The following is a 21,971-nucleotide window of genomic DNA, read 5'->3' as shown; positions in this document are numbered from 1 at the left end:
GTTATTACTACTCAGCATATACTCTTAAATTGGCAAGAACTTTTTGTGGTTCTTCGTAGTCATATACTATTTTCGTATTGTCTTTTACCTTACGAATTCCCTCAAGCAGTATTCTGTCATTCGCTGAAACACCACTCTTAACTACATATAAATCAGGCATTTCAGCACTGATAGTGATTTCTTTTGAATGCACGACATTGTCTTTTCCTACCACAAAAACATACTTCTTTTCTAATACTTCAAAAGTGGCTTTTTGAGGAATAATCAACGCTTTTTTGAAAGGCACAACCATTTGGATATTACCAGTTTCGCCATGACGTAAAAGTCCTTTTGGATTCGGGAAGGTGGCTCTGAAGGCAATGTTACCTGTTTCGTTATTGAAGTCAGCTTCAATGGTTTCCTCTACGCCTTGATGGTCGAATAATTGATGATTTGCCATCGACAGGTTTACGGTCATCAATTTATTCCCTTGCGTAGTAGCTTTATAATTCAAATATTCAGCTTCCTGAACATTGTAATAAACCCACATTTTACTATTGTCCGAAAGCGTTGTAAGTAAATCGCCCTCATTCAGAAGGCTTCCTAATCTTACTTGAAAGTGGTCGATGATGCCATCAAAAGGTGCTCTGATTTCGGTGAAACCTAAGTGTACTTTGGCGACAGCTAACTCGGCTTTTGCTTTATCTAATTTGGCTTTTGCTAGGGCTAACTCATTGCGAGACACGATATTACTGTCTGCCAATAATTTGGTGTTTTTATATTCTACTTCCACAAAATTGGCTTCTGCTTCTGCTTTTTGTACTTCTGCTTGATATTGAACAGGTAGAATTTGAAATAAAAGTTGTCCTTTTTTCACAAACTTACCTTCGTCCACAAAAATTTGTTTTAAATAGCCTTTTTCTAACGCTCTTAGTTCGATGTGCTGAATGGCATGAATCTGACAAACATAATCATTGGTAATAGTAGTATCTTTTAGGATAGGACTGGTAACCAATAGCTTAGATTCTTCCTTTTTTTCTTCATCTTTTTTAGATTCACAGCTTGTATAGCATAACAAAGCACCCAAGCTCATGATGATGAGATTTTTTTTCATGATCATTTTCTTTAAATATATGGTTCTGGAAATTTTAGATTGTATAGGGTACAAAAAGACGTATAGTGCTAGTTGACAGCCTATTAATGTTGTTAATAAGAATGAAAATGGAATGGGGAAAGATTAGTGAAATATCAAATTATCACTAAAAGCAAAGGAATCATATTCTGAACACACTGAATACGATGAATAATTTATAAAGAGGGAAATGTGAAAAATGCTTACCGAAATGTAAGACTTGAGAAGTATTGAGTACTAAAAAAAGTTTTGTGTACCAACTAAAAAAAGGAGCAGCAGCAAGATAAGTATTAACTAAATTCTTTTTTTGAGAGAGATAACTTTCTTTATCATCGTCATCTTCCTCATGCTCTTCCTCGCAATCAAAGAATAAATTCTCACGATTTTCAAAAGATAAAGCAGTAAAGATATTGGTTAAACCATGTTGATGTGTGCCAACATTAATGTTTTTGACTGGGGCAAAAAGAGCAGCTTCTCTGTTTGTTCGAGCGTTTAGCTGATTGCTAAGACCCAACAAGAGAATGCTAATTGAGAGGAGATATTTTAATATTGCCTTTGTCATCAACGGCTAAGGTAATCTACGTTGATTATTTCTACAAAATTTTTAATCTTAAATTTTCAATAAATGACAAAAGTTCTTTTATTATTCATATATTATCTTATATCGTTTAAATAAATTATCGACTTGTTAAAAATATAGGCTCAATCTTTAAAGCAAATTTGCTTCAAAATTGAGCCTATTGTTTATCGTTTTTTTCTCTTATAAGAAACAATATCTTTAATTTTTTGATAGTTTCAAATTTTGTGAATTTGGATAAGGGTTATTAATTTCTTAAACTGTTCTAAAGTATTAAAAAAGAAACATTATCCTAGTAATTATAATACTCTAATTTATAATTACTAGGATAATGGTATTGAGAAAGACAAAGTTATTAAATTATCGAAGGAATTTTTTAAATCAAAAATCGGTCTGAAAAATTCATTTTCCCGACCGATTTTTGGTAGTTTTTTGTTCATTCGGCTACTAATTATAATTATTTCGATATATTTGTCCTTGCAAATATAAATTACAATATTATAATTACAAGGATGATTGCAAGAAATAGCCAAGTTGAAATCATTGAATTGCTCGAAGAATTTCCAGCAGTAAGTATTTTGGGTCCCAGACAGGTTGGAAAGACAACACTTGCGGAAGAGATAGCATTATCACTAAGTCCTGAACCGATTTATCTTGATTTGGAAAGCCCTATTGACCAAGCAAAGTTAAATGACCCAGAAGCCTATTTTGAATTACACAAAGGGAAACTTATTATTTTGGATGAAATTCAGCGTGTACCTGAACTATTTGCAGTATTGAGGGGTGTGATTGACCGCCGAAGAAGACAAGGTTTCAGAACTGCTCAATTCCTGATTTTAGGTTCTGCATCACTTGACCTTTTGAAGCAGTCTTCGGAATCTTTGGCTGGTAGGATTGCGTACAAAGAATTGACAGGTTTGACAGCTTTAGAAGTCTATTCTCTAAGCGAAACCAATATTGATATACTTTGGCTTAGAGGTGGCTTTCCAGATAGTTTTCTTGCACAAACAGACGCTGCCAGTTTTAGATGGCGACAAAATTTTATCAGCACTTATCTTGAAAGAGATATTCCACAATTGGGAACAAGGATTCCTGCGGTAACATTACGGAGGTTATGGACGATGTTGGCACATCATCAAGGAGGACAACTAAATACGGCACAATTAGGGGCAAGTCTGGGAATAACCATTCCAACTGTAAAGCGATATATTGAATTATTAGAAGATTTATTTCTTGTCAGAACTATTCTGCCGTGGTCTGGAAATGTTGGGAAAAGATTAGTCAAAACGCCCAAAGTCTATATTCGTGATAGTGGATTGACTCACGCTTTGCTAAACCTTACTACTCAAGACGATTTGTTGGGGCATCCAATTGTTGGAGCAAGTTGGGAAGGTTTCGTTATTGAAAATATCATTGCTTGTTTACCTCAAGGGCTAACATTTTGGTTTTACAGAACTTCAGCAGGAGCTGAAATAGATTTAGTCATTGAAATTAACAATCAAGAAAGATATGCCATTGAGATAAAACGTTCTTTATCACCTACAGTTTCTAAAGGTTTTTATTTGGGCTGTGAAGACATAAAAGCTACAAAACGATACGTAGTTTATCCCGGAAAAGAAAGCTATCCTTCTGCTGAAGGAGTAAAAACTATTTCTTTGGTAGATTTAATGAAAGAATTACAAGGTTAAGTTTAAATTGTGAATATCAATTGGCTAACGATTTTAAACTCCTAAAATAGTTTTATACAATATTTGAAACATGAATCATCTCAAATTTTTAAAATCAAAAAAGCGGTCGAAAACTGAATTTCCGACCGCTTTTTGAATGATAAGACACAAATTATAAGTAATGAAATTTCATAATTCAAAACTCAAAATTTATATCTCCCAATGTCTATCGCTTAAAATAATTCTTTCTCTTTTTTGCTTTTGCTGATTCGCTTTCACCGATGATTTTGTCGATAGCCGCTTGCTTTTGACTTTTTAAAAGTCGGTCAGCTAAGTCTGGGCGATTGAGTTTGTGCAAACGCTTACGAATCCAATCTTTAAATTCTGGTTTGTACCAGAAAAAGTAATTGTTCTGATTCTGCTTTTCCTCTTTCGTTTTTGCCGTTTTGATAGGCAATAAAGTATATGGATGTACGCCAGAATAATATATCACTTCGGCAACCGTCATCGGCGTAGGAGTGAAATCTTGTACTTGTTCTAATTGAAAACCTAAATCCTTGGTTTCAGCAGCAAGATTTGCCATATCAGCTTCTTCACAACCAGGGTGCGAAGAAATAAAGTAAGGAATCAAAGGCTGTTTCAAGTTATGCTTCGCTTGAATGTTATCGTATTTTTCCTTGAACTTTCTGAAATACTTAAACGAAGGCTTACGCATTACTCGCAAAGTAGCATCAGAAGTATGTTCAGGAGCAACTTTCAAGCGACCAGAAACGTGGCGAGTAACCAATTGTTCCATGTAAATATCATGGTTGCCGTCTTGGTTATTTTTATTGAAATCATCCACCAATAAATCATAACGAACTCCCGAACCTACAAATGCTTTTTTAACACTTGGATGAGCATCTACTTTTTTGTAAATCTCCGTCAAAGGCGTATGCGAAGTATCTAAATTTGAACAAATCACAGGGTGAATACAACTCGGACTTTGGCAACGATTACAAATTGATTCATCTTTTCCCTTCATTTGATACATATTCGCCGAAGGACCGCCCAAATCTGAAATATAGCCTTTAAATTCTGGATGTTTCACAATTTGGTCAACCTCTTTCATAATCGACTTTTCACTTCGAGAAGCAATAAATTTGCCCTGATGTGCCGAAATCGTACAGAAACTACATCCGCCAAAACAACCACGGTGCATATTAATTGAGAACTTAATCATCTCATAAGATGGAATCGGTCCTCTTTTTTTATACTTCGGATGTGGCATACGAGTATATGGTAAATCAAAAGAAATATCCATTTCTTTTTCCTCCATTGTTTTAAAAGGAGGATTAATTACCAAAATCTTGTCGCTTACTTTCTGAATAATCCTGTTCGCTTGCCATTTGTTCGATTCAACTTCTACTACTTTGAAATTGGCAGCGTATTTAATTTTGTCTTGCAAACAAATTTCATGGCTTGAAATCTCAACAGTATCCCAGTTATTGAACTCTCCAAGTGCTTCGCTTGCAGGTTGTAAGTAAGAAATCTGATTGACATTACGAATGGTATTCAAAGGAACGCCTTGTTTTACCAAACGTAAAATCTCACGTAGCGGTTGTTCTCCCATGCCATAAACCAACATATCAGCACCCGAATCGAATAGGATAGAAGGCAACAATTTATCTTGCCAGTAGTCGTAATGCGTAACACGGCGAAGCGAAGCCTCAATACCTCCAATTAAAACTGGAACATCGGGATAAAGCTCTTTTAATATTTTGGTATAAACCGTAGTAGCATAATCTGGACGATAACCCGCTTCTCCACCAGGCGTATATGAATCGTTTGAACGCAAACGTTTATTGGCAGTATAATGATTCACCATAGAATCCATACAGCCAGCCGTTACGCCAAAAAAGTATTTTGGTTTTCCTAATTTTTTAAAGTCACGTAAATCATCTTTCCAGTTGGGTTGAGCCACAATCGCAATTTTGAAACCCTCACTTTCGATGATACGTCCAATTACAGCCGTTCCGAAGGCAGGATGATCTACGTAGGCATCTCCCGAAATTAGAATCACATCTAACTCGTCCCATCCACGTTTTTCTACCTCTTTTTTGGTCAGAGGCAACCAGTCAGTTATTGGTCTTTCAATCATAATACAAAATTACACAAGAAAGGAATGATAAAAATCATTTTTCTACAATAATTAAGCTGTTGTGATTATTTATTTGAACGCTAATCAAAATCGTCTTTATCAATTGAGATACTTTATCTTTCAAATTAATCTAAGTGGATTTGTATAAAGAAAGAGAAAATCAGCCATCAATCATTTCTCACTCTATTTCAAAACGATATTTTCAAGAAATTTCTGTACTCTTTTTCAACTACTCCCCTCTCCTATTCACTTTTAAAAATTCATTAAACCTTTTACTTTCAATTCTTTGAGTGTTCTGTTAAGGCTTCTTGTTGTAATGCCCAAATAATTAGCGATTTCTTGTTTAGAAATCAAGTTGGCTAAGTCTGCAAAATCATCTTTCAATCTCAATAATTTAGATTCAACGGGATGAGATTGATTGTAAGAATGGCGAATGGCCTTGTAATATATTTTGTTGGCTAAAGTTTTTAATATCAAACGATTAAAAACTTCATTTGTATTGAGTAAATTATAAAAAAAATCCTTAGAAATTTTATACATAATAACTTCAGAAATAGCATCAATATTACAAAAACTTAGGTCATCTCTGATTGCCTCAATTTCTCCAAATATCCATCCTTCGCCAAAGAATTCCTGAATAAAATCTGCACCTGTATCTTCCGTTAAGTAACATTTAGCAATACCACTTTTGATGATATAGACTGAAAACACTTGTTTATGCTCAAGTAATATTTGACTCTTCGGCTGGAAAGTCTGCTCAATAATATTACCTTCCGTATCTGAATGATAAAGTGGCCCCAAAAAATTCAATAATTCTTTATTTATTCTGAGCATTTTATTGCGAGACAATTGTCCTTTTAAATAGCTAAAAATGATATTTCCTTTGCAAACTTAAAATTAAAAATAGGAATAATTAAAAGAAGATTACCATGAAAGTTAACGAACTCTTAAAGCAATTTAAATTTATCAAGGAAATTGATAAACTAAAGTATATTCAACGTAAAACGAAATTATTCAATAGCGACAGGCACGAAAACGATGCCGAACATAGTTGGCATTTGGCAATGATGGTGTTGGTTTTAGCCGAACATTCCAACGAACCTATTGATGTATTGAAAGTTTTAAAAATGGTATTGATTCATGATATTGTAGAAATTGATGCTGGCGATACTTTTCTGTACGATACTACAAAAAACCATGTGAATACAGATGAGGAATTTATTGCAGCACAACGCATCTTTGGTATTTTACCGCCAAACCAAACACAGGAATTTATTGATATTTGGTTAGAATTTGAAGAGGGAAAAAGTAATGAAGCAAAATTTGCCAAAACAATGGATAGACTTCAACCCATATTACAAAATCGTTCTAACCAAGGCGGTACTTGGACAGAATTTAACGTAAGCTACGAAACCGTTTTTGAAAAAGTAAAAGGTATTCAAAAAGGTTCTGAAAGTATTTGGCAATACACAACTTCGGAATTGAACGAAGCTTTTGGGAGAAACTAAGGGGAAAATCTATAATTTCTCAAATTAATCTTCCAAAATCTACAGGTAAATATTTTACTTAATTGAATACGATTAAATATGATTTAAAAATTACTTATAAAGCATAATACATTAAAGGATAGACATTTACATAAAATATTGAATTAATTATTTTGTACTTTAATAATAATACAAAAAGGTTTATTGTAAATCCTATTTTCCATAAATCTTATGTACTGTAATTATTTCCTTCCAACAAGCATCTTCTAAATGAATCATTAGAAGGTTTTTTTTCAAAGTAAAGCTGTCAAATGACTTTCTGGAAACTCTTTTTGGACAATAATATTCAACACATTTTTCAAAAAGCCATCCATTCACACTAAAGGCATTATTTAATATTATTTACAGATAGCATTGGGTTCATTGTGAACCCAATGCTATCTGTAAATAAACCCCTTTTCATATAACTGAAAACAGCCGTTTCGATAAGTGAGACAATTTGAATGCTTATACATATCATTCTCACATCAATTTATCCTAATTATTTGCTACTATGGTTTATTTAAACTAAGACAAATTGAATGTCCAACAGAGACAATTTGAATGAATTATTTAAGCATACTTTAAAGACAGCTAAATCTCTAATAGAGACTTTTTGAATGTATTTATTAGAGTCATAAAGTTTAATAGAGTACTTATAAAAGAGACAAATTGAATGCTCTTATCAGAGTAAAGTGAGACAATTTGAATTAATTATTGTTCAAAAGGCTAAAGTTTCAATCATTTTTAAAACGAGACTTTTTGAATGTATTCTTTCAGATGAAAAAAGTATAGTCATACGCTATCAAGTGAGACAAATTGAATGCACAGATAAGTGCTTATCTATCAAGCAACTGAACGAATTAATCATAATTCATAACTAAATTCAGAGATTGAGAAATTGTTGAAATGAGACAATTTGAATTAGTTTAAAAACATCAATGAATCTTTAACACATATTAGAAGAGAGACTTTTTGAATGTCATCAAAGAACATTCAAAAGATAGAAAAGAGACAATTTGAATTAATAATTCGCAAACGGAATAGTTGAAAAGAGTGAGAAGTGAGACTTTTTGAATGTCTCATTGACAATTTTAAGAATAATCTACAAATCCATGCAGAATTCTAAGAAACTATTTAAATATATTGTTGCTTTCAAGTGAATTAAATTTAAAATGAAGCAATAAACCCTTGAAAAACAGTATAACAGAAAATATTATTGAAAATCTTTAAAAAAAGAATAAAAAAATAGATAAACATCAATGTTTTATTCTTTGTTGATTTTATTATTTATATTCTTTTAAGTATTTTAGGAGGCATAAGTTATTGATTATGAGTATATTAAAAGGCAATATAGAGACAAATTGAATGCGGACTAGAGACAATATGAATGCACAAGCGAGACAAATTGAATGCAGACTAGAGACAATATGAATGTATAAGCGAGACAAATTGAATGCAGACTAGAGACAATATGAATGTATTGTGTAAGAATGCTCCTAAAAATATATTTAAAGGATTTTGTTGATTACTCATGAAGTATTAAATTGCAAGCGATTATTAAAATTTAGATGTCTCTGTCCGCTGTTGATTACTATGTTTCATGATAGTTATGGGAAATAAAAAAACGGATAAAGTTGCTAGTGCAATGGCAGCCGTATCGAATTCACCCTTCAAGTTAGTAAAAAGTAATCCTGTAATCAATGCTCGATATGATTTGAGTACGATACAGGTAAAAATACTTTTGCACATGATTTCAAAAATAGATCATACCAAAGACAGACTAGACACTATCACAATTTCAGTACAAGAGTTTAAGAAAATCACGGGGATTAGTACCACCGCCATTTATTCTAGGATTAATATCGAATTAGATAATTTTCTAAAGAAAACAATATACAACAAGTTTGACGGTGGTTTAATCAACACGACCATCATTGCGGGTTATACTTACAACAATGGCTTAGGAAAGTTTAATATAGACTTCTCTCCTACTTTAACGCCTTATTTGTTGCAATTGAAAACCAATTTCACAGTTATTGATATTCGTTCACTTTTGCAATTGAAGAGTATTTATGCTATCAGATTTTATGAATTCTGTAAGGAATCTGAACGATTGGGCACTTTTAAATTTGAAGTAGAAAAACTCAAAGATATTTTGGGTCTGGGTGACCGTTATGCCAAATACACTGATTTTCGAAAAAGAGTAATCAACGTTGCTCAAAAAGAATTGCAAGAAACCAGCGATTTGTATTTCACTTATGAAGAAAGAAAAAAGGGAAATACTGTCGTCATATTAGTTTTTACCATTCAGCGAAATGCCAATATTTCGGTACCGAATGATGATATTGAGGAAGCAACGTATGAATTAATCAAAGAAAGTAAGAAAAGTACTCCTGAAAATAAGGAAGTTACAGAATTTTTAAAATTGCTAGGAGAATACGGAGCTTCGGAAGAATTGATTCAAAAATGGTTGAAAGTTTATCCACTGCAAAAAATCAAAGAAACAGTTAGTTATGTGTTGGCTGAAGTTAAAGGAGGAAAGCTAATCAGAAATGTTATTGGTTATATCATTCAATTGTTGGAAGATGAGAAGTTTGCTGTTTTATTGAAAGAAAAAGAATCAAAGCAAAAAGAAGAAAGAGAAAAAAAGAAAAAAGCACATTTAGAAAAAGCTAGAGAAGAAGGTTTGAACATGAATGTGTTCAATTTAAAAAAGAAGTATCATACTTATTGCCAGAATAGAATTACTGAGTTGCTGAAAACGGATTCAAATTGCTATGAATTTGTAGTGAATAAATTGAGTACTTCTTTGGAAACCCAGTTTGCTTTTGAATCATTCAAAAAACATTTTCAAGATATTGTTTCTGCAGAAAATATCATTCAATATTTAGACATTAATCCATCTTTCAACGGTGCGATTATTTCAATTGTAGAAAGTACTTACAAACAGCAAATTCATGCTAGTCCTGAAGCAATTGCTTTACAAAAAGAAGCGAAGAAAATGGGAATCAATCTTGTATAATTAAAATCTGTCGTCTCATCTTTTGATTATTAAATAATCCTTTTAACGTATAGTGTAGCCCGTCAAGTTTTATCTCATTTCAATTTCAATTTTTCAACTAGATTTGAATCTCTGTCTATTGTTTTAGCAATTTTTGAGGTATTTTTTGAAAATGTATAATTATTTACAAAGATTATACATTTGTTTTGTTGCATATCTGTTACAAAAAAATTAAGTTTGTAACAGATATGTAATAAAACCTAAAATTATTTAGAAATGCTTACACAAGAAAATGCTTTAAAGTTCTTTAGACATAACCCTGCTTTGTCGATAGCGGGTATTGAAAAAGAAGCATCTTTACCTTCTGGTACTTTAAGACAAGCAGTAGCAGGAAACCGAAAGCTGAATGAAAACCATTTGGTAGCATTAGAAGGCGTTTTGATGAAATATGGTTATTCTAAAGATTTATATCAAAAAGCAAGAGTTGTCTCGGTTGTAAATCATAAAGGAGGAGTTGGAAAAACAACCACGGTTTCGTGTTTGGGAGAAGCCTTGGCAAACAAAGGTTTTAGAGTATTGATGATAGACCTTGACCCACAGGGAAATTTATCGCAAATTCTTGGTATTGAAAATCCAGAAGTACAAGTAGCAGATTCGCTGATAAATGATGCAGAATTTCCTGTTGTCCAAATTCAAGAAAACCTATTTTTGTCACCATCGGATATTGATTTAGCCAAAGCAGAATACGAACTAATATTATTGACTGGTGGAGATTTACGTCTTAAAAACCGTATTATTCCTCTATTGAGCGAATTTGACTATGTTTTGATAGATTGTCCGCCTTCTTTGGGTAAGTTAACGGTTTCGGCAATGTATGCTTCAGATGCTTGTTTGGTAACAATGTTGCCTGAAATGGCGGCGATGAAAGGCGTAAATACTTTATTGGATAAAGTACATGATGTAAAGAAAAACCTAAATCCTATGTTGGATATCGATGGTTTGGTTTTTACGATGGTTAAAAAGAATTCGGTGCATGATAATATTAAAGAAGCCATTAGAGCAAATTTACCCATCAGGATTTTCAAAACAGAAATTAAGCATTTGGTCGATTTTCAAAAAGCACAAGTAATGTTGAATACCATTTCAAAGTTTTCTGGTGCTTCAGAAGCAGCCAAATTGTACGCTGATTTCTGTAATGAATACATTGAATACCTTCAATTGGTTAAATAAGAGGAAAGATGAAAAAACTAGATTTAGGAAAAGCCATTGCAGCAACCACAAAAAGCACTTTTGTCAATAATAAATTAATATCTGACGAGCAAGTAAAAAAGAGTATAGAAGTACTGGAAGAACTCAGAATGTTTATTCCACCTCTGGGTGCGGAAGAGTTTTCTTTGTTAGAACAAAATATTTTGAAAAATGGCTGTCGTGATGCTTTGACTTTGTGGGAAACCAAACGAAGTGCGATTGAAGCAAATGCTGAGTATCCAAACGAGCCAGTATATATTTTGGTTGACGGACATAACCGTTTTCAGATTTGTAAACAGCACAATTTGAATTTTAGTGTGCAACTCATGCCTTTCAATTCCAAAGAGGAAGTGAAAGATTACATGATTGATTTACAATTAGGAAGACGAAACCTTAGTTCGGAACAAATTTCATATTTCCGTGGATTAAGATTTTTGAATGAAAAAACGGGGCCGGGCAAGTACGATAGATCGGGTCATTGGGTCCACAATGAACCCAATGCTAGTCCACAAGAAAAAGGCAGAACCGTTGAAAAACTTGCGAAAGAGTATAATGTAGGTGCTTCGACGATTAAAAGAGATGGACAATTTGCAGAAGGATTATCTAAAATAGAACCTACATTAAGAAATGAAATTCTGACAGGAAAAAAGAAGATTGATAAAAAAGTCATTCAAACTTTAGGACGAATCTCAGAAAACATTGAGCCAATTACAGCAATAAGTGAGATTGAAAAAATAGTAGAAGCAAGTGCTTTAGGAGTAAAGCTAAATATCAAAAATAGTAAATCAGAAGAAAGTACACATGATTTAAGTATTTGGATGAATACTTTAACAGCAAAAACAGAAAAGGTTTATGCAAGTAGAAGTAAAGAAGATTTTGATAATTTAAGGAATACTTTGGAAGAATATGGAGCCTATTTAGGTATTCTTTAAAGTTTTTTGACAATATAAAATAGAATAGGAGAGAGGGCAATCGTTCTTTGCCAACAAATCAATAGAAATCCTGAGGCTGAATTCCTCAGGATTTCTGTTTTAAAAATGAATGTATGCTCATTGTTTTTTGTGTTAAGATGTGTTTAAAATTAAGAATCAAGCAATAAAGACTTTTTAATTTAGCGGAATTTGATAATTTTTGTATATAAATTCAAGATTCCACAATTTAATGTTTTAAAATTATGAATTACGTTGTCATAAAAGGTAGTACGAGCCAAGGAGGGAATATGCTTTCTGACAAAGAGATTTCACAAATCAATGGCGATGCAAATAGAATCAATCAATCACTTTGTCCAGACTTATTAGAAAAACTCAATAGGATTTTAGCTGATGAAGAAGTAGCAAATTTCTTTTATGCAAAACTTTACACCACGGTTTTACAATTGCTTTTCAATACCACCAAAATGCCAGAAGATAACACTCCTTTGAAAATGCAAGATGTTTTAGAACCGCTCGGAATCAAATATTTTCAGTATAAAGCATTGTTACAAGGCAAAGGGAAAGCATCTACATTAAATCAACTTGTACACGCCTTGGCACTTCAAGGAATAGATTACAGCAAATTATTACATTCTGAAGCTTTGATTGAAATGGCGGATGATTACATGACGCAGGTTTTAGGAAAGTCGTAAAGATTCAACAAGAATTTAAAGTTGATAAATATTTAAGCCAAACTTCGTTAAGTTTTGTGCCAAAGTAGCAATTGAACAAACCCAAACGTTCGGTCGAAGTTCATAATCTTGAGCTGAGGGCGTAACAACCAGTAGCGGCGGATTACCTAAATCTTGTAAAGAAATACTGTTCCCTTTTGAAAGGGTAGGAGAGTCGGATAATTTGATTTCTATAGCAAGTTTAATCCCTAAGCCTTGTTCAATAACTAAATCTAATTCAGCACCATCCTGAGAACGATAATAAAAAGGGAGAGTATCTTGTGGTAAAATACTGATGATTTCCTGAATGATATAACCTTCCCAAGAACCGCCAGCTACTATATGCCCTAAAAGGCTATTAAAATCCTTTACATTCAATAAGTGATGCAAAAGTCCACTGTCACGAATATAAATTTTAGGACTTTTCACTAGGCGTTTACCAATATTTATAAAATAAGGCTGTAAACGACGCACTAAAAAGGCTTGTTCCAAAAAGTCAATGGCATTTTTTACTGTTGGTTGACTTACACCCAGTGAATTTGCCAAAGTAGAATAATTTAAAATTCCACCTTGAATACTGGCAAGCATCATCAAAAGTCGGCGCATGAGTAATGGCGAAACTGCAAGCCCTAATTGAGGCAAATCTCTTTCAAGGTAACTCATCAAAAAATCATTTAGCCAAATATTTTTGATACGTTCATTTTTTGCTAAGTATGCTGCTGGAAATCCACCCCAAAGCCAGTGGTTTTGATAATTCTCTGGTGCAATTTCACGATAATGCAATGGATGCATTTCTAAATATGAAATTCGTCCAGCGAGCGATTCAGCTGTATTTTTCAATAAATCTGGCGAAGCCGAACCCAAAAGTATAAATCGCCCAGCTTCACGTTGTTGGTCGATTAAACCACGGAGTAAGACAAAAATATTAGGAAGCCGATGAATTTCGTCTAAAATAACAGTTTGTTGCTGTAAGTTTTTGAGAAATAATTCGGGGTCGGATAAAAATTTATTCAAATCAGATGGTATCTCTAGGTCAAAATAGATACTTTCTTTTGGTAGCTCTCTTTGAATAGCTTTTACCAAAGTTGTTTTTCCTACTTGTCTTGGGCCTAAGATTGCCGAAACAGGAAAATGGTTTACTCTAAAAAGTAATTCTGAACTAATTTCTCTTTGAATCATAATCTCATTTTTATTCCTGCAAATTTAAAATAAAATTTTAAATTTGCAGGAATAAAAAGTAAAAAATATAATAATTTTAGAAAAAATATCGTACGAAAATACATATATTGTTCAGTATAAATGTTCTTAAGTTTTACTAATTAAATATACATACTGTTGAAATGCTCCTTTTCTATATAATATTTCAAAGAGATTGCTTGAATAACTTAAAAAGTATATTGTTTTGTAACACAAATGAGGTTATTGTAAAAGATTTATAACAAAAAAAGAATGAACACACTCGATTTATTCCGCCTTGATGGCAAAATAGCATTAGTAACAGGTTGTAAAAAAGGCATCGGAAAAGCAATGGCTTTAGCTCTGGCAGAAGCTGGTGCGGATATTATTGGCGTTTCGGCATCATTAGAACTTGAAGGAAGCCAAGTGGAAAAAGAAGTAAAGGCATTAGGCAGAAATTTCAAAGCTTATCAATGTGACTTTTCTGATAGAAATGCTCTTTATACTTTTATCAACCAAGTAAAAACGGATTTTCCAGTCATTGATATTTTAGTAAATAATGCAGGAACGATTTTAAGAAATCCTGCTGCTGAACATTCAGATGAATATTGGGATAATGTATTGAGTATCAATTTAGATGCTCAATTTATTCTTACTCGTGAAATTGGTAAAATGATGATAAGCCAAGGTTCTGGGAAAATCGTATTTACTGCTTCTTTGTTGACTTTCCAAGGAGGAATTAATGTGCCGAGTTATGCGGCAAGTAAAGGTGCTATCGGAAGTTTAGTAAAAGCTTTCGCCAACGAATGGGCATCAAAAGGAATTAACGTGAATGCCATTGCACCGGGTTATATCGCTACAGATAATACGGAAGCTTTGCGTGGAGACGAAAATCGTTCAAAAAGTATTTTAGACAGAATTCCTGCTGGACGCTGGGGAGAAACCGAAGACTTTAAAGGAGCAACAGTTTTCCTTTGTTCAGATGCTTCAAAATATGTTCAAGGAACAATCTTGACCGTAGATGGCGGTTGGATGGGAAGATAAACGATTTCCTAAACACTTTATATACAATCGAAACGCCTTGGAAACGGGGCGTTTTTTTATTTGATTAAGATTTTAAGGCAATGCTCAATTAATTTGTTATAGGCAGGACAAGGTAGTGTAGCGTGAAATAATAACGTATTTAAAGGTAGGTACATGAGAGTACTTGTTTTATTCCAAGATATATTTATACTTATTTGGTATTGAGTAAGTAATTGTCTTAATTAAAGAATGGTAAAAGATTTAATACACTCATCTCCAATAACTTAATTATATATTTTATCCAATTTAAATACTATCATGAAGCTAAAAATTATCTTTCTCTTTTGCTTTTTAATGGCAAACGCTGTTTTTGCCCAATTAAAGCTCCAATATTTAACGACTGAAAATCTAAAAAATCCAATTGGAATTGATGCCGAAAGACCAAGATTTGCTTGGCAATTAATTTCTGATAAGAAAAATGTAAAACAAACAGCTTACGAAATACAAGTAAAAAATGGGAAAAAGGAGGTTTGGTCGAGTGGGAAAGTAAATGCTTCTTCTTCTATTTTTAATGCTTATCAAGGTGAAAAGCTTCCTTCTAATACGCTTATTACTTGGCAAGTAAGAGCTTGGGATAATCAAGGACAAACGTCGGAATGGACTTCTGCCAATTTTCAAACAGCTTTAAACAAAGGCGATTGGAAAGCAAAATGGATAAGTTCGGGCTTTGTCAACGATACTGTAAATGGTGTTGTGCCGATGTTTAGAAAGAGTTTTGAATCAAAAAAGAAAATCGTAAATGCTACGGCTTTTGTAACGGCAAGAGGTTTATACGAAATTCAATTGAACGGCAAAAGAGTAGGCGACGCATTCTTGACTCCGGGCTGGACGAGCTACAACAAACATTTGCAATACCAAGCTTATGACGTTACGAGTTTAATGACTTCTGGAAAAAATGCAATCGGTGCAACTTTAGGAAGTGGTTGGTACAGAACTCGTTTGGCTTGGTTGCATCAGCAAAATATTTATGGTAAAGAAACAGCCTTACTTTTTCAATTGGAATTGACTTACTCTGATGGTTCAAAGGAAAGTGTTATTTCGGATAATTCTTGGAAAGTAGCAGAAAGTGATATTCGTTTCGCTGAAATTTATGATGGCGAAGTAATTGACGCTCTTAAAAGAACAGCTAATTGGGCAAGTATCGCATTCAATGATACAAATTGGAAAAATGCAGTAGAGAAAAACTTCCCGACAGATTATCTGAATGCTTCAATAAATGAACCCATTAAAAAACATGAAACGTTTAAGCCAGTAAAAGTATTTAAGGCAACGAATGGTGAAACAATTTTAGATTTTGGACAATATTTGGTGGGTTGGATAACGCTTTCTGCACAAGGAAAATCTGGCGATAAAATTACACTTTCGCATTTTGAGATGATGGATAAATTCGGAAATCCATACTTTGCCAATCTTCGTTCGGCAAAAGCTCAGGCTACTTATATTTTAAGTGGTAATGGTAAAGATTTCTTTGAGCCACGATTTACGTTTTTTGGTTTTAGATATGTGCGAGTAGAAGGAGTGGATGGAAAAATCAATCCAGAAGATTTTACGGCTTATGCTTTGTATTCGGATATGGAGCAAACAGGGAATTTTGAGACCTCAAATGCTTTGGTAAATCAATTACAAAAAAATATTCAATGGGGACAAAAAGGTAATTTCTTGGACGTACCAACCGACTGTCCGCAGCGTGATGAGCGTTTAGGTTGGACAGGTGACGCCGAAGTATTTTCAAGAACAGCTTCTTATAATTTCAATGCCAATCAGTTTTTTGTAAAATGGTTAAAAGATGTCACGGCAGACCAATTTCCAAACGGAGCAGTACCACACGTGATTCCGAATGTATTGAATGACGGTCCTTCGCAAGCCGCTGGTTGGGGCGATGCTGGCATTATTATTCCATATAATGTTTATGTAGCTTTTGGCGACAAACAAGTACTTGAAACGCAATATGAAACCATGAAGAAAAGTGTGGAGTATATCCATAAAGTAGCTAAAAATGATTTATGGAATACTGGTTTTCAGTTTGCTGATTGGCTTTCGTACCGTGTTGATGATTCAAAAGGAATGATTGGAATGAAATCAGCTATTACAGATAATTACTTGGTGGCACAATGTTTTTATGCTTATAGCGTGCAGTTAATGATTAATACTGGTAAAATATTAGGTAAAACTGAGGATGTGCAAACCTATGAAAAGCTTTTGGGAAGAGTCAAAACACAATTCCAAAACGAGTACATGACAGCTTCTGGAAAATTGATTTCTGAAACGCAAACGGCTTATATTTTGGCTTTACAATTTGATATGTTGCCAGAAACACTTCGACCGCAAGCCTTAGAAAGATTGGTAGAAAATATCAAATCGTACAATTATCACTTAACGACAGGTTTCTTAGGAACGCCTTTCTTGAATCCAGTTTTGAGCCGATTTGGTAGAAATGATGTGGCTTATAAATTGCTTTTGCAAGACACTTATCCGTCTTGGTTATATCCAATCAAAACACATGGAGCTACCACTATTTGGGAACGTTGGGACAGTATGAAACCAGACAGTACTTTCCAAGACCCGGGCATGACTTCCTTCAATCACTATGCTTATGGAGCAGTAGGCGACTGGATGTACAGAAATATTGCAGGGATTGATACTAAAGAATTTGATGGTGCAGGCTATAAAGAAATTATCATAAAACCACAAATAGGAGGGGGGCTTACTTATGCCAAAGGAAGCTTGAAAACCAATTATGGAGTAGTGGCTTCTGCTTGGAAAATAGCAAATGGAAAACTGACTTGGGAAGTAGAAATTCCAGCAAATACTACCGCTACGCTGACTTTTCCAACACAAAAAATCAGTTCAATTACTGAAAATGGTACAAAGCAAAGTGTGGGCTCAGACGGAACAATGGGATTAGGTTCAGGCAAATATACTTTTGTGATGGAGCTTTAGGAAATCACGTATTTTGAAAATGAATTTCAAAACATGAGTCATCCCGAATTTTAAAATCATAAAAAAGCGGTCAAAAAAATAGTTTTGACCGCTTTTTTATGATTGATGGGTAATGAATTCCTACTGTTTGAGCGAAGCGAGTTTAGGAATTCTTGAATTTCTTTTGTTACTTTTCTTGTTTCAAGACAAGAAAAGTAAGGACTATACAATAATAAATATAAAAACCGTTCAAATTGTCCTAAACCTCATTATTCAAAGAAAAAATTCGGGATGACTCATGTTTTGCTTTGTAGTCTTTTATAGCACATTAAAGGTATAAATCTTACCTTTTTCGGTAGCAAAATCATATAAGAAAGTCGAAGGAATTGTCGCCAATTTAATACTTGCTTTAGGCGAAATGATTGGTTTCTCCGTTTCTTCCGTCATAAATAATGGATTACTGTTTTCTCCTTTTGCAGTTTGTAAATTGAATTTTTGTCCTTTGATAGCTGTTGTGATACGCAAACGACAATTTCCGCCAATATTAGATTTTATTTGTAAGCTTGTTACTTTTCCGTTCGCCCAAGTCATTTTTAGAATTTCAAAACCACCACGAGTTTTTAAGCCAGAAATACTTCCTTTTTCTTTCCAAAAATCAGGGAGAGCAGGCAATAAATGGATTGCACCATCATGACTTTGCACCAGCATTTCTGCAATGCCAGAAGTACAACCAAAATTACCATCAATCTGGAAAGGAGCGTGAGCATCAAACAAATTTGGATAAGTACCACCACCCGCTGCATTTACACCTAAAGGTGATAATTGATTTTGAATTAATAAATGTGCATGGTTTCCGTCTAGCATTCTAGCCCACCAATTTACTTTCCAACCCATACTCCAACCTGTTGAAACATCTGTCCGTTTGATTTTTTACTTTGTATTGTTTTTCCAGCCAAGATTTCAGCTTCCTTTTGTTTTCCTTCAAAAACCAATTGACGAATAGCAGGTAATGAAGCCAGTGCATCTGGATTATCATTTCTATTGGGGCTACCCGTCCAGACAGAAGTTTCATTTAATTGTAAAATCTCTTGAGCTACATTTCCATAAACCATCGCTCCAATTTTACCATTGCCAATGGGCAAAGCTCTTTCCCATACATTGCCTGAAGGTTTATCATACCATAAAACCAATGATTTTTGTGCTTGTACAAGGTTTGAAATAGCAAAAAAGAAGATAAAAAGTAGTTTCATATTATATAGATTACTTGTCATTTTTATAGTAATATGTTTAGCGTGTAATTAAGATATTCGATTAAGACATCCTGAAAAATAAAACTATTCAAAGAAGTATTTGTACAAAAATGAAAAATATAAAAAAATACTCTTTACTGGTTGGTTTATTTAAATCTTTACGAATCTTACTCAAAAATTCGGGAGTGATTCCTAAGTATGAAGCAATTTGAGTATTAGGTAGGCGAGAGGCTAAATCTGAGTGTCGTTCAAGAAAATCCAGATAACGCTCTTCGGCAGTTGAGCTAAACGTTTGTAATACTCGATTTTGTTATTCAACAATTACTTTAAAAATTCTGTCAAGCTTCGGAATATTCAAGTACAAAAAATAAAGGTCTTGTTGCTCTACTAGAATTATTACTGAGGCTTCAATCGCTCAATATACTAAGCTTGAATTAAATAATTTGATTCCCAACCAAGTATTCATGTCTTTTAAAAAACTTGAAGGGATGAAAGTGTTGAAAGTAATCAAAGATTCTACCGTAAAGAAAGTAGATGAGGCTACTTTTGTACGGATTAAAGACCTTGATTTTAAAGATGGTATTATTGAAGTAAAAGTACTGAGTAGATTGTTAAAAACGGCTTCACCGTTCGACCGTGGTTTTATTGGAGTGGCGTACCGAATCAATGCTGATAATTCAAAATACGATTGTATCTACATTCGTCCGACTAACGGTAGAGCCGATGATTATGTTTGCCGTTATCATTTAATACAATTAAACTGTTTTTAAATGATAACAAATAGCCTTCTTTAGTTGTTAATGAACACTTAGGGGAAAATAATACTATTGGTGCTTTAGGTTTATTTGTGGATGTTGCCACAGAAGGCTATTTTAAAGATTACCAAATATAAAGAGTAGCCAGATACTGTTATCCTTGATTTAACTCTCCAAATAGAAAAAAGCAATCAATTGCATGGCTACACCTTCTTAAAAATAGATTCCATCTTATTCAATTTTTAGTGTATCAAGTCATATTTATTTCACTTCAAAAATAGAAAAGTAAAATTACTTCTACTATTCTCTTTTCCAATTTTCCTACACATTCCGAGGATTTAGCACCAATTATGGTAATATTTATGGTGTTTATTTAACAATTTTATGTTCACTGAACATTTGGTACGTAGATATGACGATATGTGCTACTTAATTTTTTATTGATTTACTTACTTTACATCCTCAAAAAAGTATTTAGACAAAATAATCATATTTAACAATCTCATGGAAAAATTCAGCCGTCTTACTTCCTTCCTATTTAACTGTGACGATAAATGTACTAAATTATCTCAAAACTCATTTGTAAAGACTGATTATTAGATTATTGGACTGCTCCCAATTTCTTATTTGGAGCAGTTTTTCTCTGAAAATTATTTGAAACGTATAGCATTGAAAAGAGAAATGATATTAGATAAAGTATTTTTTTAAACAGAATCATCAATTATATATATATATATTTATACCAGAAATTATGAATTATAATAAAATAATAAAATCATTTTATTGCACACTTTTGCTTTGTGTTTCATTTATTCATTTGTCTTTGAGTCAGAACAAAACTCAATCGCTAAAGTCGGCTTATCAAGAAGATTTTTTGATAGGTACAGCCTTGGGTACAGAACATATTTTGGAAAGAAATGAAAAAGCAAATGTGTTAATTAAGCGAGAATTTAATGCCATTACTCCTGAGAACATCATGAAATCTCAGGTTATTCATCCTAGACCAAATCAATATAATTTTGATTTAGCAGATAAGTATGTTGAATATGGACAAAAAAATCATTTGTACGTTGTGGGGCATACGTTGGTTTGGCATTCACAATTACCAAGGTTTGTAAGTAAAATAAAAAGTGCAGATTCGATACGTATATTTATGACCGAACATATTAATACTGTTGCAGGAAGATATGCAGGAAAAATCAATAGTTGGGATGTGGTGAACGAAGCACTGAATGAAGATGGAACATTACGCAAATCAGTTTTTTTTAATAAGTTAGGAGAAGGCTATATCAAAGAAGCTTTCGACTTAGCTGCCAAAGCCGACCCAAATGCAGCATTGTACTATAATGACTACAATATTGAGCAACCAGCTAAACGCAAAGGAGCGATTGAAATCATTAAAAAATTGCAAGCAAGTGGCACAAAAATAGACGGGGTAGGTATTCAAGGGCATTGGAGTATTAACAACTTGAACTTGAAAGATATTGAAGACTCTATTATTGAATTTTCTAAATTAGGTATCAAAGTGGCATTTACAGAACTAGACCTTACCGTATTACCTAACCCTTGGGATTTAAGAGGGGCTGATGTAAATCAACGATTTGCTGAAAGTCCCGCAATGAATCCCTATAAAGATACTTTGCCAGATTCAGTACAAACAGCTTTAGCAAATCGCTATACAGATATTTTTAAACTTTTCTTGAAACATAAAGAAAAAATTAGTAGAGTTACTTTTTGGGGTGTAGATGATAGTCACTCATGGTTAAATGGTTTCCCAATCCGTAATCGTACTAATTATCCTTTGTTGTTCGATAGAGCTTTAGAGCCTAAAAAAGCATATCATGCTGTATTAAATCTTAAAGTAGCAAAATAA

General features: G+C 33.3%; 17 protein-coding genes. 10 read left to right on the top strand and 7 right to left on the bottom strand.

Features of this window, described 5'->3' with window-relative positions; all coding sequences use genetic code 11:
- Positions 1–7: 7 nt before the first annotated feature.
- Together HNP25_RS10595 and HNP25_RS10590 are read right to left on the bottom strand one after the other, a co-directional pair.
- Positions 8–1,093, bottom strand: coding sequence for an efflux RND transporter periplasmic adaptor subunit (locus HNP25_RS10595; RefSeq protein WP_184134008.1), 1,086 nt, complete (start codon positions 1,091–1,093; stop codon positions 8–10).
- A 160-nt stretch (positions 1,094–1,253) separates the two neighbouring features.
- Positions 1,254–1,673 carry a hypothetical protein gene (locus HNP25_RS10590; RefSeq protein ID WP_184134007.1) on the bottom strand — a complete coding sequence of 140 codons (420 nt, stop codon included), beginning with the start codon at positions 1,671–1,673 and terminating at the stop codon, positions 1,254–1,256.
- A gap of 527 nt (positions 1,674–2,200) precedes the next feature.
- Between HNP25_RS10590 and HNP25_RS10585 the strand changes: the two genes are divergently transcribed.
- Positions 2,201–3,376: an ATP-binding protein gene (locus tag HNP25_RS10585; protein WP_184134005.1), complete on the top strand. Its 1,176-nt coding sequence runs from the start codon at positions 2,201–2,203 to the stop codon at positions 3,374–3,376.
- A gap of 205 nt (positions 3,377–3,581) precedes the next feature.
- Here HNP25_RS10585 and HNP25_RS10580 read toward each other — a convergent pair whose 3' ends face one another.
- Together HNP25_RS10580 and HNP25_RS10575 are read right to left on the bottom strand one after the other, a co-directional pair.
- On the bottom strand, positions 3,582–5,495 hold the full coding sequence (locus tag HNP25_RS10580; RefSeq protein WP_184134003.1) for a YgiQ family radical SAM protein: 1,914 nt from the start codon (positions 5,493–5,495) through the stop codon (positions 3,582–3,584).
- A 252-nt stretch (positions 5,496–5,747) separates the two neighbouring features.
- On the bottom strand, positions 5,748–6,329 hold the full coding sequence (locus tag HNP25_RS10575) for a Crp/Fnr family transcriptional regulator (protein ID WP_184134002.1): 582 nt from the start codon (positions 6,327–6,329) through the stop codon (positions 5,748–5,750).
- Positions 6,330–6,424: 95 nt separating this feature from the next.
- Between HNP25_RS10575 and HNP25_RS10570 the strand changes: the two genes are divergently transcribed.
- The 5 genes from HNP25_RS10570 (at position 6,425) to HNP25_RS10550 (ending at position 12,897) form a co-directional block, all read left to right on the top strand.
- Positions 6,425–7,003, top strand: a complete 579-nt coding sequence (locus HNP25_RS10570; RefSeq protein WP_184134000.1) for an HD domain-containing protein — start codon at positions 6,425–6,427, stop codon at positions 7,001–7,003.
- Positions 7,004–8,633: 1,630 nt separating this feature from the next.
- Positions 8,634–10,046 carry a replication initiation protein gene (locus HNP25_RS10565; protein ID WP_184133998.1) on the top strand — a complete coding sequence of 471 codons (1,413 nt, stop codon included), beginning with the start codon at positions 8,634–8,636 and terminating at the stop codon, positions 10,044–10,046.
- Positions 10,047–10,301: 255 nt separating this feature from the next.
- On the top strand, positions 10,302–11,255 hold the full coding sequence (locus HNP25_RS10560; protein WP_184133997.1) for a ParA family protein: 954 nt from the start codon (positions 10,302–10,304) through the stop codon (positions 11,253–11,255).
- An 8-nt stretch (positions 11,256–11,263) separates the two neighbouring features.
- Positions 11,264–12,205, top strand: coding sequence for a hypothetical protein (locus HNP25_RS10555; RefSeq protein ID WP_184133995.1), 942 nt, complete (start codon positions 11,264–11,266; stop codon positions 12,203–12,205).
- 242 nt (positions 12,206–12,447) lie between these two features.
- Complete coding sequence (locus HNP25_RS10550; protein WP_184133993.1) at positions 12,448–12,897, top strand: hypothetical protein; 450 nt, start codon at positions 12,448–12,450, stop codon at positions 12,895–12,897.
- A gap of 15 nt (positions 12,898–12,912) precedes the next feature.
- On the opposite strand, the gene HNP25_RS10545 is transcribed toward HNP25_RS10550, so the two are convergent.
- Complete coding sequence (locus HNP25_RS10545; protein ID WP_184133991.1) at positions 12,913–14,094, bottom strand: ATP-binding protein; 1,182 nt, start codon at positions 14,092–14,094, stop codon at positions 12,913–12,915.
- Positions 14,095–14,364: 270 nt separating this feature from the next.
- Here HNP25_RS10545 and HNP25_RS10540 point away from each other — a divergent pair, with 270 nt between their 5' ends.
- Positions 14,365–15,135, top strand: a complete 771-nt coding sequence (locus HNP25_RS10540) for an SDR family oxidoreductase (protein WP_184133990.1) — start codon at positions 14,365–14,367, stop codon at positions 15,133–15,135.
- A gap of 297 nt (positions 15,136–15,432) precedes the next feature.
- Positions 15,433–18,114: an alpha-L-rhamnosidase gene (locus HNP25_RS10535; RefSeq protein WP_184133988.1), complete on the top strand. Its 2,682-nt coding sequence runs from the start codon at positions 15,433–15,435 to the stop codon at positions 18,112–18,114.
- Positions 18,115–18,411: 297 nt separating this feature from the next.
- Here HNP25_RS10535 and HNP25_RS10530 read toward each other — a convergent pair whose 3' ends face one another.
- Both HNP25_RS10530 and HNP25_RS10525 read right to left on the bottom strand, forming a co-directional pair.
- Entirely contained in the window at positions 18,412–18,987 is a 576-nt protein-coding gene (locus tag HNP25_RS10530; RefSeq protein WP_184133986.1) for a glycosyl hydrolase family 95 catalytic domain-containing protein, read from the bottom strand.
- Entirely contained in the window at positions 18,972–19,364 is a 393-nt protein-coding gene (locus HNP25_RS10525; protein WP_184133985.1) for a glycoside hydrolase N-terminal domain-containing protein, read from the bottom strand. The genes HNP25_RS10530 and HNP25_RS10525 overlap by 16 nt, the downstream gene beginning before the upstream one ends.
- A gap of 443 nt (positions 19,365–19,807) precedes the next feature.
- Here HNP25_RS10525 and HNP25_RS10520 point away from each other — a divergent pair, with 443 nt between their 5' ends.
- Both HNP25_RS10520 and HNP25_RS10515 read left to right on the top strand, forming a co-directional pair.
- Positions 19,808–20,113 carry a hypothetical protein gene (locus tag HNP25_RS10520; RefSeq protein ID WP_184133983.1) on the top strand — a complete coding sequence of 102 codons (306 nt, stop codon included), beginning with the start codon at positions 19,808–19,810 and terminating at the stop codon, positions 20,111–20,113.
- A gap of 808 nt (positions 20,114–20,921) precedes the next feature.
- Positions 20,922–21,971, top strand: coding sequence for an endo-1,4-beta-xylanase (locus HNP25_RS10515; RefSeq protein WP_229202833.1), 1,050 nt, complete (start codon positions 20,922–20,924; stop codon positions 21,969–21,971).

The sequence above is a fragment of the Arcicella rosea genome (genome assembly GCF_014204325.1).
In the GTDB taxonomy this organism is placed as follows: domain Bacteria; phylum Bacteroidota; class Bacteroidia; order Cytophagales; family Spirosomataceae; genus Arcicella; species Arcicella rosea_A.
This window is presented reverse-complemented; position numbering and strand designations above follow the sequence as displayed.

Excerpts from the sequence above, each read along its gene's own strand:
- HNP25_RS10595 (WP_184134008.1), bottom strand. The coding sequence starts at position 1,093 with ATGAAAAAAAATCTCATCATCATGAGCTTGGGTGCTTTGTTATGCTAT.
- HNP25_RS10590 (WP_184134007.1), bottom strand. The coding sequence starts at position 1,673 with ATGACAAAGGCAATATTAAAATATCTCCTCTCAATTAGCATTCTCTTG.
- HNP25_RS10585 (WP_184134005.1), top strand. The coding sequence starts at position 2,201 with ATGATTGCAAGAAATAGCCAAGTTGAAATCATTGAATTGCTCGAAGAA.
- HNP25_RS10580 (WP_184134003.1), bottom strand. The coding sequence starts at position 5,495 with ATGATTGAAAGACCAATAACTGACTGGTTGCCTCTGACCAAAAAAGAG.
- HNP25_RS10575 (WP_184134002.1), bottom strand. The coding sequence starts at position 6,329 with ATGCTCAGAATAAATAAAGAATTATTGAATTTTTTGGGGCCACTTTAT.
- HNP25_RS10570 (WP_184134000.1), top strand. The coding sequence starts at position 6,425 with ATGAAAGTTAACGAACTCTTAAAGCAATTTAAATTTATCAAGGAAATT.
- HNP25_RS10565 (WP_184133998.1), top strand. The coding sequence starts at position 8,634 with ATGGGAAATAAAAAAACGGATAAAGTTGCTAGTGCAATGGCAGCCGTA.
- HNP25_RS10560 (WP_184133997.1), top strand. The coding sequence starts at position 10,302 with ATGCTTACACAAGAAAATGCTTTAAAGTTCTTTAGACATAACCCTGCT.
- HNP25_RS10555 (WP_184133995.1), top strand. The coding sequence starts at position 11,264 with ATGAAAAAACTAGATTTAGGAAAAGCCATTGCAGCAACCACAAAAAGC.
- HNP25_RS10550 (WP_184133993.1), top strand. The coding sequence starts at position 12,448 with ATGAATTACGTTGTCATAAAAGGTAGTACGAGCCAAGGAGGGAATATG.
- HNP25_RS10545 (WP_184133991.1), bottom strand. The coding sequence starts at position 14,094 with ATGATTCAAAGAGAAATTAGTTCAGAATTACTTTTTAGAGTAAACCAT.
- HNP25_RS10540 (WP_184133990.1), top strand. The coding sequence starts at position 14,365 with ATGAACACACTCGATTTATTCCGCCTTGATGGCAAAATAGCATTAGTA.
- HNP25_RS10535 (WP_184133988.1), top strand. The coding sequence starts at position 15,433 with ATGAAGCTAAAAATTATCTTTCTCTTTTGCTTTTTAATGGCAAACGCT.
- HNP25_RS10530 (WP_184133986.1), bottom strand. The coding sequence starts at position 18,987 with ATGGGTTGGAAAGTAAATTGGTGGGCTAGAATGCTAGACGGAAACCAT.
- HNP25_RS10525 (WP_184133985.1), bottom strand. The coding sequence starts at position 19,364 with ATGACAAGTAATCTATATAATATGAAACTACTTTTTATCTTCTTTTTT.
- HNP25_RS10520 (WP_184133983.1), top strand. The coding sequence starts at position 19,808 with ATGTCTTTTAAAAAACTTGAAGGGATGAAAGTGTTGAAAGTAATCAAA.